This is a genomic window from Streptomyces sp. NPDC059866 (assembly GCF_042731325.1).
Classification (GTDB): domain Bacteria; phylum Actinomycetota; class Actinomycetes; order Streptomycetales; family Streptomycetaceae; genus Streptomyces; species Streptomyces flavusporus.
The window spans coordinates 80,879-95,686 of record NZ_JBHWJT010000029.1 but is presented as its reverse complement, the minus strand read 5'-3'; the positions used below and the strand labels follow the sequence as shown (position 1 = coordinate 95,686).

The window sequence follows — 14,808 nt, the reverse complement described above, 5'->3', positions numbered from 1 at the left end:
CACGCGCCCGGACAGGAAGACCCCAAGGAACGCGGGCGACCAGCGCACCCAAAACCGTTCGGGATGCGCGCAGTGTCGGGCAGTGGGTCCAAGACTCACTCCTGCTCACTGATTAGGAACGGTATGGAACTGCTCGGCCCGGCCCCGCACGACAGCAGCCGCCAGTCCCGAGATGATCAGGGCTTCTCCCGCGCGGTCGCTGGCCGCCGCCGATGCGGCGATACGGCAGGCCCGCAAGGAGATCGACTTCCTTGCCGTGCTCCCCGCGCAGGCCGCGCAGGCGGTACTGAAGACGTACCTCCAGGCATGGACGAACTGCTGGGAAGGCCGGGCCGAAGAGCCGAACTTCAAGCCCCGCGTTCGGTCGGGGATGAGCGTGGACATCCCGCAGGGCCGGGACTTGCAGATCACGCGGGTGCACCGCCGCTGGGGCATGGTCAACATCCCCAAGGTCGGCCGCGTCCGCTTCCGCTGGACCCGTGACCTGCCGGTGGGCAAGAACGCCAGCGCCGACAACCGGATCACCGGTGCCCGGCTGGTCAAGGACGCTTTGGGCTGGCACATCGCCTTCCGCATCACCACCCTGGAAGCCAAGCCCGAGCCCCACCAGGGACCGGAAGTGGGCATCGACGCCGGGGTGAACATCCCCCTCGCCCTCTCGGACGACAACCACCAGGATCACGGGCGAGCGTCCCGCCTGCCGGACGGAGCCTCCGACCGGGACAGGTGGCTCAATGCCGACGAGAAGGCCAAGCTGCTCCGTCTGGAGAGGCAGGCCGCCCGTCTCAAGCAGCACCGCAAGCCCGGACAGCGGTCATCGAACCGGCTCCGGGCGGTATACGACCAGATCGGCAAGCTCCGAGCGAAAGCCAAGCGACGGGCAACCGACTGGCAGCACCAGATCACCACCTACCTCGCCCGCAGCTACAGCGTGCTCGTGGTGGAACACCTGGACATCCCGAACATGACCAAGAGCGCCCGGGGCACCGTCGAGGAGCCGGGGAAGAACGTCAAGCAGAAGGCCGGTCTGAATCGCTCCATCAGCCAGGAGGCATGGGGCCGCACCGTGACGATGCTGACGTACAAGACCGCCCGCCACGGGGCACCCTGCACAAGGTTCCCGCCCCCGGCACCTCCCAGCGCTGCTTCGCCTGCGGCTTCACCGCCCCGGGCAGCCGGGAGAGCCTGGCCGTGTTCGTGTGCAAGAACCCGGACTGCGGCTGGTCGGGCAACGCCGACCACAACGCCGCCCGGAACATCCTGCACCTGTACCGGATGGGCCTCGCGCTCGTCCCGGCTGCCGGAAGGGCAGTCGTCAGGCGCTGCAAAGGCGTCCAGCCGACCACCGCAAGGTAGGCCGGAATCTCCTTCCTGAGCTTGCGAAGGGAGGAGAGCACTTCAACGCGATGGAGACAGGCGCTCCGTCGCTGTGTCGGCTGTCGTCCTCAGACACCACTGACCTTGCCGCTCGCGGAGATCTCGTACACGAGGGCGATCGTGCGGCGGCCGCCGGGCGGCAGGGCGATGTCCCAGCGGGCGATGCCCTCGTCGTCCACGGTGTTGGGGAGGGGGGAACAGTCCTCCTTGCGCAGGCGTATGTCCACGGCCGAGACCTCGGAGACCGGCATCCGTTCCCGCAGCACGACGGTCTGATTGCCCTCCGCCCCCGGAGCGGAGAAGCGGGACAGGTGCAGGCGCACCGTGTGGGTGACAGTGGTCCGCTGGGTCATGGTGGTGGTGTCGCGGGACTCCTCGGTGTACCGCAGCACCCGGTAGTCGTCGTGGCTGCCGAACGCGAGCTCGACGGGCCCGCCGGGAGCGGTGAAATCCAGTGTGCCCCGGCCGCTGAACTCGCTGCCGCGCACCAGGTCCACCGGACCGGCGAGCAGCGCGTGCCCGGAGGAGTTGTCGAACCGCACCACCTGGGTCACCAGCGGGGAGAGTTCGGGGGAGCAGGCGTACTCGCTGCTCGCGGGCGTGGCGACGGAGGAGAGCGGCACGCGGTGGGCGTGTCCGTCGGCGGGCACGGAGACGGGTGCGGGAGAGCGCAGCACCCTGGTTTCACCGCCGTCGTCCACGCCGGGCAGGCCGAGCACGGGGGCCGGGCCGAGGTCGGCGATCTCCTGCTCGCGCAACTCCACCTCGAGCGTGCGCCGTTCGGCGGGGGAGCGGTCGGTCAGCGTCAGCCGGTTCTCGACGAGGCGCGGTGGCTCGTTCGCCGAGGCCGAGCGGGCCGTCGACAGTGTCAGGGCCACGTCGGACCAGTCCTCGCCGGTGCGCTGCCACATCATGGCGTCCGTCTCCAGCGTCACGGTGTCCCCGTCGAGCACGGCCCGATAGGCGGGGCGCCACAGCGCGCAGGGGACGAGGTGGGTCAGCCGGAGCCGCGCCTGCCCCGTGACGGCGGACTGCACCGCCAGCTCGACATGGCCGAGCAGTTCGGCGGGCTGCTGCTCGGACAGAAGGACGGCGTGCTCGGTCTCCCGGAGTTCGGTGGCGAGCACCGTCAGCCGGGCCTGCGTGGCGCGCAACTCCTCGCCGTACGCGTCGCGTTCGTCGTCCACGCGGTCGAGCTCCGCGGCCCAGCGGGTCGTGTCCGTCTCACCCGTACCGACTCCGTCGCCGATCTCGCGCAGGAGGTCCGTGGCGAGCCGGCCCAGCACGTCGAGGCGGGCGCGCAGCCGGTCGGTCCGCTGTTCCAGCGCGAACCGCTCCTCCTCCAGGGCGTGTACGCGCAGGCGCAGCGCCGAGTCGTCGGCGGTGGGCAGCGGCCCGCGCGGCGTCCAGGTACGGACGATGCGGGCGTCGAGGACGCTCGCCTGATGGTCGGCGGTCAGCTCGGCGTGCAAGGTACGGTCGACTGCCAGCGCGCTGACCGGTCCGAGGCGCAGCCGTTGCACGCCCGCTCGCAGGTCGAGGGTGAGGGTGCGTTCGACCTGGGCGCGGTCCTCCAGGCAGGTGACGGCGGTGACGGGGGCGGGGATCAGTTCCGGATCCGTGGACATGGTGTCTGTCAGCTCCTGCGGTTGCCGCCGACCAGGGCCTTCGCGGCCGGGATACGGATTTCGTAGCCGCCGTGCAGGGCGGCGGTGCCTCCGGGGGGCAGGTCGACACGCCACACGCGGGTGCCCGGGGCGTGGTGATCGGGCCCCGCGCCGTCGTCGGGAACCGCCCAGTCGGCTGCCCGTTCGTCGATCCGCACGTCCGGATCGGAGGTGACCGGCACCTGCTCTCGGACCTCGACGGAGACGGGCCGGGCGAGCCGGTTGGCCAGGTCCACCTGTACGCGGTGGTCCAGCACGGTGACGTTGTTGCGCAGGCCCACCGTCGACTCGTTGAGGTGCGTACGCCGGGTGACCTGGACGCCCTCCGCGGGCCCGAGCCCCATCCGGCGGACGCCGCCGGGCGCGAGCGTGGGCAGCGCGGCGGTCAGCAGGAAGTCGTCGTTGACGGTGACCTCCACCGGACCGGCCAGCAGCGCCTGGTCGGTGGCGTTGGACAGGACGAGCGTCCCGTACACCCGCTGTTCCACGGACGGCACGCACAGATACTCGGTACGCAGACCGACCGGGATCTCGCTGATGGTGACGGTGTGCCAGGTGCCGTCCGAGGGGATGTCCGCGCGGGCGACGGCGTCATAACGATGGTCGAAGGAACCCGCCGACTCACGGGGCCGTACGGCATGCCCGGGCAGCGGCAGCGCAGCCACCGCTTCGGCACGACGGCGGTGTTCGACCGCCACCGGGTCGAACGGCGCGTCGGGGAACAGGTGGCCCCTGCGGCCGGCGGGCTCGTCGGGACCGCTGAGGTGGAGCGCGGCGTAGTCGAGCTCGTCGCCGGTGGGCCGCGGCGGACCGGTCACCGGCGCCGGGGGCGCCGGTGGTGGCGGGGCCATCGGGCCGGAGGGGACCGGCGCGCCGCCTGTGCGGGGGCGGGCGGGTTGCTGTGGTGGCGCCTGCGCGAAAGCGGGCATGGCGCGGTCGAGCGCTTCCGCCTGTGGCACGCGGACGCCGCCGGGTTCGGCTGGCCGCACGGGCGCTCCGCTGTACGACGGTGCCGCCGGGGGCGCAGGCGGGGGAGGGGGGACGGGGCCGCCGCAGACGGCCGTGGGCGCGGCCCCGACGGCGACAGGGGCGGCGCTGGATCGCGGTTGCGGGCGCGGGCCTGCCGAGTCGTACCCGGTGAACAGGTCGGCCAGGCCCGCAGGGGGCTCCCGCCAGCCGGACGGCGCGGCCACGGGCTGACGGCGGCCGATCCGCAGCGAGCGCAGCTTCGGCAGATCAGTGCGGCGCCGCAGATCGGCGGTGGCCAGAGCGATGCGCACCCCGGCCCAGTCCTCCCCGGTGCGCTGCGCGATTGAGGCACGCAGCACCAAGCTGCCCGAGTCCGCGCTCTGACGGTAGGCCAGCCGGTACGCCGGTACCCAGACGGCGCCCGGAACCCCGTACTCCAGCTCCAGCTCCACATCACCGGATCCGTCGAGGGTCAGGACCGCGCAGACCGTGGTCTCGACGTGGGCGGAGGGCGCGTCGGTGGAGCCGCGGGCCAAGCGGTCGGCCGCGACGGTGAGTTCGTGCTCGGCGCGGCGCACCTCCGCCTCCAGCCCGGCGAGACGGCCGTGCAGGACCGTCAGCCGTTCGTCCACGAAGTCGGCGAGCGCCAGCCACGCTTCGGCGGGAGTGCGGCGGTGCGGGTCCTCCCGCTTGCGCGGCGGCGGAACCGGGCGCAGGTCCGTGACCTCCTTGATGCGCGTGAGCAGCCGATCGCGACGGCCTTGCACCGCGCCCTGGGCGTCACGCAGCCGCTCCACCTCCTGCCGCAACGCCTCGGAGGAGTCGGCACCGGACGGCTCGGCGTCCACTTCCACCCGCACCTCGGTGACCCGCACACCGCTGTCGCCGACCACGCGGGCGCGCAGGGAGCCCGGGTCCATCGAGCGCGGCAGTCCGGTGACCCGCACCCGCCCCTGCGGCGGCACGGAGCCGCCCGCCCGACGGCTGCACATCGCGCCCTGCGCGTACACCACGACCGCGTCGAGGGCCGATGCCCACCGCGGTGTCTCCTCGGACTTCATCCGTTCCGCCCCCCGTCATGTCCGTGCCGGCCGAAGCCTAGCGCCCGCGGTGGGGGCGGCTGGAAGCATCCCCCTGGCCTGCCCACTTGGGCCGATGTGCTGCGCTCGCAAGCCGCGTCAGAGCTTGCAGAAGCCCGAGGACTTCAGCGCTTCGTTGATCTTCGCGGCCTGCTCTTCCGTGGTCGTCACGCAGGCTAAGCGGTTTTGGTGAAGTTCGCTGCTGATCCTTGGATGCGGGTCGGTTGGCGGGGCAGCGCCTGGTCCATGGCGGTCCCGATCGCTTCGAGACTGGGCTGCGGGGTGGCGGGTGGAACAGCTCCACCATGATCCCTCGTGCCTTCGCCCGAGCCCCGCCGTTTGAGGAGCGGGGGCTTGGGTGGAGCCTGGGTTACAGGGAGGGGAGGCGTCAGCGTGCTGATGTGCCCCGGCTTACGTGGAGTCGAGTTGCTGGACTCTAGGCGATCGAGGGGGTATTCCTCAGCTCGAACTCGATGGGTGTGAGCATGCCGAGTGCGGAGTGCCGACGTTGTCGGTTGTGGAAGATTTCGAGGTACTCGAAGATCGCGTTGGCCAGTTCCAGGCGGGTGCGCCATCTGCGGCGGCTGAGCAACTCGGTCTGCATCCGGCCCTAGAACGACTCGATCATGGCGTTGTCGTAGCAGTCGCCGATCGTGCCCATCGAGGGAATCAGGCCGGAGGCCCGGGCCCGTTCGGTGAAGGCCCAAGAGGTGAACTGCCTGGACTCCGTGATCGGAGTGGATCACGGTCCCGGCTGTCGGTCGCCGGTTGCTGATCGCCATGTTCAGGGCGTTGGTGACGAGGGCGGAGGTCTGGGTGGAGTCGATGGACCAGCCGACCACCCGGCGCGAGTAGGTGTCCAGGACGACTGCGCAGTACACCTTGCCCTCCCGGGTGGGGTGCTCGGTGATGTCGGTGACCCACAGCTTGTCCGGGGCGGTTCTGGCGAAGTTCCGGTCGACCAGGTCGGCGGTTGTGGGGGTGTCGTGCCGCATCCGGCGGCGGCGGTTGCCGGGGAGGCCCTTGAGACCTGCCCGCTGCATGAGCAGCATGACGGTGCCGTGGCTGATGGAAATGCCGTGCCCGAGCTTGAGCTCTGCGTGGACGCGGCGGATCCCGTACGAGCCGTGCGAGGCGGTGTGGATGGTGGTGATGGCCTCGGTCAGCCACGAGTGCCGCAGGGAACGAGGTGAGGGTGGGCGGGAGCGCCAGGCGTAGTAACCGGACTCGGAGACGTTGAGCACTCGCGTCGCCATCTGCACGGACATGCCCTCGCCGGCCATTACCGCGACGGCCTCGAACCGTCTTTTGGGGGCACCACCTTGCCTATGAGCTCGGCTGCCCGGCGGTGGACGGCCAGTTCCGCCTCCAGTTCGGCGATCCGCCGTCGTGCGGCTACCAGCTCGGCCTGGTCCTCGCTGGTCGGGCCGGGCAGTTGCCCGGTGTCGATGAGGTGCTGACGGCGCCAGACGTAGATCGTCTGTTCGCTGATGCCGAGGTCATGGGCAACCTGCCGGACAGGCCGGCCGGCTTCGACGAGATCGAGGACCTTGCGCCGGAACTCGGCCGAGTAACTACGGGGCACTGAAGCCTCCTTGAGTGTCTGGAGCATCATCTGTCCAGCAAGGTGACTCCACCAGACCCGGGGCACATCACCGATCTTGATTGGTTCAGGCGGACTGCGGGGTGGGCTCCTGTTGGGTTGCCGACAACGAGGCCCGCCACCGAGCACATGAACGGTGCACCGACGGTCAGGCAGGGGAAGGCTCGCTGTGCCGCAACATCAAGGGCAGCACGCGATGACAGGCCGGTCACGGCCTACAACGTCAACGCGCGCTCGGAAAACCGACCATGTCTCAGCTCCTCGTGGGTGACTCGCTGTGTCCAAACCCCAGCCGTCGGCGGCCCGACGTGCGTGGGGGAGGAACATCCGCCGTGAGTAGTACCTTGTTGATCCGAGGTTCTCCTCTATGGGTTTGGTCGTGACTCCAAGAGTGCAGCTCGGCGTGGGTGGCATGGGTTGTCGGCACGCCCAGGCTCCTCTGGCGGTGCTGCAACCCTCGTGTTGGCATAGCGGGGCCCCGACGGAAAGGTCACGGGACATCTCCTCGCGACATGTCCCAGGAGGGCAAGGCCTGCTCGGCCCAGATGATCTTTCAGTTTGCGGTGTAGCGGGTGCCCCAGCGGTCGGCCAGCTGGGCGATGAGGAACAGACCGCGCCCACCCTCGTCGGTGGTGGCGGCGCGGCGGATGTGCGGGGAGGTGCTGGACCCGTCCGATACCTCACAGGTCACGGCGCAGCCGCGCAGCAGCCGCACCCGGATGGGTTCGGCCGCGTACCGGATGGCGTTGGTGACCAGCTCGGACAGGATCAGCTCGGTGGTGAAGCCCAACTCTTCCAACCCCCACGCCTGTAGCTGCCGCAGGGCGTGGGCGCGGATCACACCGACCTGGGCCGGCTCGGCAGGCACGTCCCACTCGGCCACGTGGGAGGGGTCGAGCCGCCGGGTGCGGGTCACCAGCAGCGCGATGTCGTCGCTGGGCTGCGGAGGAAGCATCGCCTCCAGCACGGCCTGGCAGGTCTCCTCCGGGCTGCGGCCGATGGCGTCGGCCAGGGTGCGGCTCAGCAGGGTCAGGCCGGTGTCGATGTCGCGGTCGCGGTTCTCCACCAGTCCGTCGGTGTAGAGCACCAGGCGGCTGCCCGCAGACAGGTGCAGCGTGGCGGCCTCGAAGGGTTCGCCGCCCAGACCCAGCGGTGGGGAGATCGGCAGGTGGGGGAAGGTGACGGTGCCGTCGGGATGGACCAGGGCGGGGCCGATGTGGCCGGCGGTGGCGAGGGTGCAGGTGCCGGTGATCGGGTCGTAGACGGCGTACAGGCAGGTGGCCCCGATCACCCCGGCCCCGTCGCTCTCGGCTAGATGGTCCTGGTCGAGCATGGACACCAGCTCGTCCAGGTGGGCCAGCACCTCCTCGGGCGCCAGGTCCAGAGCGGAGAAGTTGTGCACGGCGGTGCGCAGCCGGCCCATGGTGGCCGCCGCGTGCACCCCGTGCCCAACGACGTCGCCGACGACCAGGGCGACGCGCGTGCCGGGCAGCGGGATGACGTCGAACCAGTCACCGCCGACCCCGGCCTGGGCGGGCAGGTAGCAGTGGGCGACCTCCAACGCGTCCTGCTCGGGCACCCCGCGGGGCAGCAGGCTGCGCTGCAGGGTGACGGCCAGGGTGCGCTCACGGGTGTAGCGGCGGGCGTTGTCGACGCACACCGCGGCGCGAGAGGAGAAGTCCTCGGCCAGGGCCAGGTCCTCCTCGTCGTACGGCAGAGGATTGTGGTAGCGGCCAAAGGTGGCCACACCGAGCGTGATCCCTCGGGCACGCAACGGTACCGCCATGAGCGAGTGGACCCGTAGTTCCCGGATCTTCTCCGCGCTTCGCGGGTCGAGGGCGAACCACTCATCGACGTCCAGCCTCCGCACCAAAACCGACTGCCCGGAGGCCAGGCACCGGACCTGGGGCGTGCCCGGGGGATACGCCACCGTCTCGCCCACCTGGTACACGACCTCCGAAGCGTGCTCCCGGAGCGAGCGGACTCCCGACCGGTGGGCCAGCATCCGCCCGCCCACCGGCCCGGGGGCCGGTTCCTCACCCCGCACCGCCGGCTCCAGCAGGTCGATGCCGACGATGTCCGCGAGGTCGGGCACGGCAGCGTCCGCCAGTTCCTGGGCGGTGCGCCCCACATCCAGCGTGGTGCCGATGCGCGCGCCGGCCTCGGTCAGCAGGGCCAGCCGCCGCTGGGCCCGATCGCCCTCGGTGACATCGACGTACGTCTGGCACATCCCCAGAATGCGGCCTGCCGGATGGGTCAGTCGGAAGGAGGAGGCGGACCACACATGCTCGCGGCCGCGCACCTCAAAGCCCACCACCGGCTCGCCGGTGTCCCGCACCCGGCGCAGGACCTGCTCGATCGCCCGGAAGTCGACCTCCGGTGTGTCCTCGCTGATGCGCCGACCGAGGAGTTGCTCGGCGGACACGCCGATCTCGCGCACTGTCGCGGCGTTCACCCATCGGTACCGCAACTCGGTGTCCATGACCGTCATGGGGATCGGGGACTGGGTGAACAGCGCCTCCAGGATCGCCCGATCGATCTCCTCCCGCTCCACCTGCCGTGTGTCGGCGGCACTGATCGACCAGCCGGTCTGGCCCTTCCTGTCGAGCATTGGACGCACGCACAGCGCAATCTGCACCTCGCGCCCGTCGCGGTGCCGCAGGCCCAGCACGCCGTCCCAGCCCTGCCCGGCCACATGCCGCTCGCGAGCGGCCAACGCCGCCTCCCGGCCCCTCGGGGCGGTCAGCAGCTCCACCGCGGGCATTCCGCAGACTTCCTCCGCCGGATATCCGAGAAGGGCCTCTGCCTGCGGGCTCCACAGGGAGATCCTGCCTGTGCCGTCCATGAAGGCGGTGGCCGTATACGGCCCCGGCAGCGAGCCTGCCAATCCTGTGCCGAGGCTTCCGGTGACCTCGGAGATGCGCACCGACACCATCTCCTTCCAGGCCTTCCCCACCCATGGTAGTGACGGGGCGCTACCGCTCTGCGAGCGGTCACGTCCGCTGGAGTGAGCAACGATGGGACGCTTGATCGTCGCAGTACCGCTCCCTCATGGGCCGGACGGTGGGACATGAGCGTGACGGAAGACAGCTCCCAGGGGGTGCTCCCGTAGGAGTTGCTCCATGCATAGCTGCTGATGACATAGCCAAACCGAGTCCCGGAATCTGGAAGGGTGCGTCTCCAGGACGTGGACGTCCAGGCGAGTTACCCCTCACCGCACGGCTCAGTCCGGCCATGAGCCAGGCGGGGGCTGCTCCCGCTGGGCACGCCGCTGGTACGTCCTCGCGGTCGCCGATGCTTGCGGTGAGCAGTCGCCGCTGGCCGCTGTCGCCCGCTACTACCACTCCGATTGGCGCGAGTACGGCTGGCAGGGCCGCAGCGCGTTCGCGATGCGGTGACCGCCGCCAGACGGTAGGCGGAGGACCTGCCCGGCTGCTGTGGCTCCAGTTCGGGCCTAGGGCCCCAACACGCCCGGCGCCGGGCTGCGCAGGGCGCTGCGCGACTACCGCGTCGTCCCCGATGGACCAGTGCGAAACGGGCCGCGGCACCCCTGCCGACCGCTCCCTCGCCCGGGGCGGCGGCCGCACATCTGGAGCAGCACGACGTACGCATGCCACCGGAGAACGTCTCACCGCGCGTCGCTTCCGGGCCCTGGGCATGGCCTTCGGCGTCTCTCGACGTTTGACAGCCTGCACCACCTGCCAGCGAGCGCACCGACTGGCCGCCGTTGTACGACCCCGACCGGCCGGCCGACAACCGGGTGCCGGTGGTGGCCCGGTGTCCACGACGACGAAATTGTGCACCGCGAGCACTTCCTGCGCGCCGCGGAGCGGGTGCGCGGACTGTGCCCTTGGATCACCAGCCCCCACGCCACGACGGCGTACGGGTGGCCGCCGCTGTTTTCGACCGGCTGCCGACCGTGGCGCGCGGTGAGGTCTGACGGTCCGGCGGCTGGGGAGGAGCGGCGTAGGGGCCGCTCCTCCCCAGCCGCCCGGCCATGGGCCCGGTACTTCCACCGGCCTCAGGCGCTCGCGCCGAGGTCCGGCGCACGCAGGTTCACCACCAGGGACTTCACCCGGGTCATCGCCTCGATGGATGGCCGCACCCCCTGCGTGCCCATCCCCGAGGCCTTGGTGCCCAGGAAGGGGAAGTGGTCCGGGCCCCGCGCCGTACGGCCGTTGACCTGCACGGTGCCCACATCCAACCGTGCCGCGATCTGGATCGCCATGTCGATGTCGCGAGTGAAGACCGCGGCCTGGAGCCCGTACTCGGAACGGTTGCCGATTCTGACGGCTTCTGCGGCACTGCGGATCCGGAGGACGGGAAGCACCGGGGCGAAGGGCTCCACCCAGGCCAACTCCATCGCCTCGGTGACGTGGTCGACCACGGTGGGCTGCAGCAGTCTGCCGGTGCGGGTGCCGCCGTGGACCAGCACCGCACCGGCGGCGACCGCCTCGTTGACCATCCGCTCCGCGCCGGTCGCCGCCTCGGGGTCGACCAGCGGGGTGATCGTGGCGTTCTCCCTGGGGTCTCCCACACTGAGTTTCGCCGTGCGCTCGGCGATTCTGGCGACCAGCTCGTCGGCCACCGTGTCGACCACCAGGACCCGCTTGACCGCCGTGCACCGCTGGCCGCTGTAGGAGAACGCGCCGGACACGATGTCGGAGGCGGCCGCGTCCAGATCGGCGTCGGCGAGCACAATCGCCGGGTCCTTGCCGCCGAGCTCCAGCAGAAGCGGCACCATACCCGCTTTGCGGGCCAGGTCGGCGCCCGTTCCGGAGGAACCGGTGAAGGTGATCAAGTCGACCCCGGGGTGCTGGACCAGGTAGTCCCCGATGCGGGAACCGCGGCCCGTGACCACCTGGAGCACCTCCGGCGGTACCCCCACGTCGTAGGCGAGTTCGCACATCAGCAGCGCGCTGAGGGCGCCCTGGGACGGGGGCTTGAGAACGACCGTGTTGCCCGTCACCAGGGCGGGCGCGATCTTGGAGACCGCCAGGTTCACCGGGTAGTTGAACGGGGGGATGGCCAGCACCGTGCCCAGCGGTACCCGATGGACGACGGCCAGCTTGTTGCGGGCCTGGCCGGGGAACGAGTCCGAGAACTGTGTGTCGCCGATGATCCGCTTGGCGTCTTCGGCGGTGTGCCGGACGTAGTCGGCGGACCGGACGACCTCGTCCCTGGCGTCCTTGCCGGCCTTGGCGACTTCCATCATCAGCACGTCCCCGATCGCGTCGGCGTTCTCCGCGAGCCGGTCGGCGAACCTGTGCAGCAGTTCGGAACGTTCGGTCAGCGGCCTGGCCGCCCAGCGGGGCTGAGCCCGGTGCGCCGCCACGAAGACCTCGTCGATCTCGTCGCGGGTGTACTCGTGGACGCCGCCGATGGTGGACTCGTCGACCGGTGAGATCACCGGGAGGGTCCGGGTGTCGTCCGACTCCCGCCACCCCCCGGCGACCCGGTACCGACTCGTCACCCCGGCTGTCGCATCCGTCACAGTCATCATTCCGCCCTCTCCGTCGTGGACGTCCGAGTCGGCCGGTCTTCGTCCCGGCCGACTCCCCCTCACAGCGGGTGCTGGACGACATCATGGTTATGATATATAACGTTCAACGTCAAGGGTTGATTTTGAGTGTGGCCCCGGAGGCCCAGCGAGGAGTCCGCCATGTTCGACCGGTACTACGACGAGCTCGCCGTGGGCGACAGGCGAGAGTTCGCCGGCGTCACCATCACCGAGACCCACGTGGTCAACTTCGCCGGTGTGACCGGTGACCACTTTGGCCTCCACATGGACGCGGAGTACGCCAAGACCACCCCGTTCAAGCAGCGGATCGCCCACGGTCTCCTGGTGCTCTCCTGCGGTGCCGGCCTGATCCCGCTCCTGCCGGACCGCGTCATCGCGTTCCTGGGCATGGACGAGGTCAGGTTCCGGGCTCCGTGCTTCTTCGGAGACACCGTCCACCCTGTGATGGAGGTCCTGGAGAAGAAGGACAAGGCGCCTGGAGGTGTGGTGACCCTCAAGGAGCGCATCATCAACCAGCGCGACGAGGTCGTCGTCTCGGCGCGGATCAACATCTGGGTCGGCGCGCGTCCCCCCGTCCAAGCCTCTGCCTGACCGGGCGCCGCGGGGTGCCGCCCCCCTGGGGCCGGGCCTGCGCGCTGTGCATGGCCGGATCTGCACCCCTGTTCATTCGGGTGCGTGGATGTATGACCGTTTATGCGGGGTGGCAGTTCGGGCTTTGGTGCGAACCAAGGTGTTTCAATGGCTACCCTTAACGAGTTCCGTAAAATGATAGGTGCTAGGCACACACGTTCAGAAGGGGGAGCACCATGGCAGCTCGTCGCACGTCGTCGACGCGTACGCGGTCATCGGCAACCGAACCGAAGAAGACCACTCGCTCGGCATCCGAAGGCACGGCCACATCGAGCGGCACGCCCAAGGAGGGCGCGAAGGGTGAACTCCTCAGCATCGGGGAGCTCGCCAAGCAGGCCAACGTGTCCACCCGCACGATCCGCTACTACGAGGAGCTCGGGATTCTTCCCTCGCCCGAGAGGACCTCGGGAGGGACACGCCGCTATCCCCGTGACTACATCTTCTACGTCGAAGGCGCTCGCATCCTCAAGCAGCTTGGCTTCGGTCTCGAAGAGATCGCCGAACTGGGCCAGTTCGCGCTCACCGGCGCCTCCGCGTCAGCGCGGACCAAGGCGATCCTCCGGGAGAAGCTCTCCGAGCTGGATCACAGGATCCGAGTGCTCAACCGCCTGTACGAGCTCGTCACCGAAGCCGCCGCGTCCCCCCGGACCAAGGGCAAGGGCTCTCCAGTACCGGAGCTGCTGCGCTGGGTCAGCGAGGGGAGCGAGGGCGCGGAGCGCGAGGCGAGCTGACCGAACGGACCCCCTCAACCCCGCCGGAGCTGCCGATGGAACGCACACTCTTCGAGCCGGAGCACAACGCCTTCCGGGACGCTGTACGACAGTTCATCAAACGGCATGTCACCTCCGAGTACGACCGCTGGGAGGCCGAGGGCCTGGTCGACCGGAAGCTGTGGCGGCTGGCGGGGGAGTCGGGCTTCCTCGGGACCGCCGTCCCCGCGGAGTACGGCGGTGGGGGCGAGCCGGACTTCCGCTACAACGCGGTCCTCGTCGAGGAGTTCGCGCGCAGCGGTGCCGCCTCGCTCAGCTCCGGCTTCGGGCTGCACAACGACGTCGTGGCGCCGTACCTCCTGGAGCTCGGGAACGAGGAGCAGAAGCGTCGCTGGCTGCCCGGCTTCTGCTCGGGTGACATCGTCACGGCGATCGCCATGACCGAACCGGGCGCCGGCAGCGACCTCAAGGCGGTGCGCACCACCGCGGTCCGTGACGGCGATGCGTACGTGCTGAACGGCACGAAGACGTTCATCACCAACGGCATCCACTCCGATCTCGTGATCGTCGTGGCGAAGACCGCCCCGGCGGCCGGCGCGCGGGGCATCAGTCTGCTCGTCGTTGAGCGCGGTATGCCAGGCTTCCGCCGCGGCCGCAAGCTCGCCAAGGCGGGTATGCACGCGCAGGACACCGCCGAGCTGATCTTCGAGGATGTGCGGGTGCCCGCGGCGAACCTCCTGGGTGAGGAGAACCGGGGTTTCGCCCACCTGATGAACAACCTGCCGCAGGAGCGCTTGTCGATATCCGCCGTCGCCGTCGCCGTTGCACAGGCCGCCTTCGACTGGACCGTCCAGTACTGCCATGACCGCAAGGCGTTCGGGCAGGAGATCGGTAGCTTCCAGAACAGCCGGTTCAAGCTCGCGGAGATGGCGACCGAGATCGAGATGGCGCAGATCTACGTGGACCGGGCGATCCTGGAGCTCAACGCCGGAACGCTCACTCCGGTCGACGCGGCGAAGACCAAGTGGTGGACCACCGAACTGATGAAGCGGACCACCGACAGTTGTCTCCAGCTGTACGGCGGATACGGCTACATGGATGAGTACCCGATCTCCCGGGCCTGGCGCGACGCCAGGATCCACACCATCTTCGGCGGCACCACCGAGATCATGAAGGAGATCATCGGTCGCGACCTCGGCTTCTGAGATTCGCGCCGGGGCACATGACCGAGAAGCCGCCCGGGGTGAGCACC

General features: G+C 69.9%; 7 protein-coding genes and 2 pseudogenes. 4 read left to right on the top strand and 5 right to left on the bottom strand.

Annotated features, from left to right (window positions below):
* The first annotated feature begins 172 nt into the window (after window positions 1-172).
* Window positions 173-1,356, top strand: a pseudogene (locus tag ACFV7R_RS35580) (RNA-guided endonuclease InsQ/TnpB family protein).
* 89 nt (window positions 1,357-1,445) lie between these two features.
* Here ACFV7R_RS35580 and ACFV7R_RS35575 read toward each other — a convergent pair.
* The 5 genes and pseudogenes from ACFV7R_RS35575 to ACFV7R_RS35555 form a co-directional block, all read right to left on the bottom strand.
* Window positions 1,446-3,005 carry a mucoidy inhibitor MuiA family protein gene (locus ACFV7R_RS35575; protein ID WP_385271165.1) on the bottom strand — a complete coding sequence of 520 codons (1,560 nt, stop codon included), beginning with the start codon at window positions 3,003-3,005 and terminating at the stop codon, window positions 1,446-1,448.
* 8 nt (window positions 3,006-3,013) lie between these two features.
* Window positions 3,014-5,074 carry a DUF4139 domain-containing protein gene (locus ACFV7R_RS35570; RefSeq protein WP_385271161.1) on the bottom strand — a complete coding sequence of 687 codons (2,061 nt, stop codon included), beginning with the start codon at window positions 5,072-5,074 and terminating at the stop codon, window positions 3,014-3,016.
* A gap of 454 nt (window positions 5,075-5,528) precedes the next feature.
* A pseudogene (locus tag ACFV7R_RS35565) lies at window positions 5,529-6,677 on the bottom strand (IS3 family transposase).
* Window positions 6,678-7,248: 571 nt separating this feature from the next.
* Window positions 7,249-9,621: a SpoIIE family protein phosphatase gene (locus tag ACFV7R_RS35560; RefSeq protein WP_385271158.1), complete on the bottom strand. Its 2,373-nt coding sequence runs from the start codon at window positions 9,619-9,621 to the stop codon at window positions 7,249-7,251.
* Between the two features lie 1,095 nt (window positions 9,622-10,716).
* On the bottom strand, window positions 10,717-12,198 hold the full coding sequence (locus ACFV7R_RS35555; RefSeq protein WP_385271155.1) for an aldehyde dehydrogenase family protein: 1,482 nt from the start codon (window positions 12,196-12,198) through the stop codon (window positions 10,717-10,719).
* A gap of 159 nt (window positions 12,199-12,357) precedes the next feature.
* On the opposite strand from ACFV7R_RS35555, the gene ACFV7R_RS35550 reads away from it, so the two are divergent.
* The 3 genes from ACFV7R_RS35550 (at window position 12,358) to ACFV7R_RS35540 (ending at window position 14,761) form a co-directional block, all read left to right on the top strand.
* On the top strand, window positions 12,358-12,807 hold the full coding sequence (locus tag ACFV7R_RS35550) for a MaoC/PaaZ C-terminal domain-containing protein (RefSeq protein ID WP_385271152.1): 450 nt from the start codon (window positions 12,358-12,360) through the stop codon (window positions 12,805-12,807).
* Between the two features lie 215 nt (window positions 12,808-13,022).
* A complete protein-coding gene (locus ACFV7R_RS35545) occupies window positions 13,023-13,577 on the top strand; it encodes a MerR family DNA-binding transcriptional regulator (protein ID WP_385271149.1) in 555 nt (184 codons plus the stop codon).
* A 35-nt stretch (window positions 13,578-13,612) separates the two neighbouring features.
* A complete protein-coding gene (locus ACFV7R_RS35540; RefSeq protein ID WP_385271146.1) occupies window positions 13,613-14,761 on the top strand; it encodes an acyl-CoA dehydrogenase family protein in 1,149 nt (382 codons plus the stop codon).
* Window positions 14,762-14,808 lie beyond the last annotated feature (47 nt).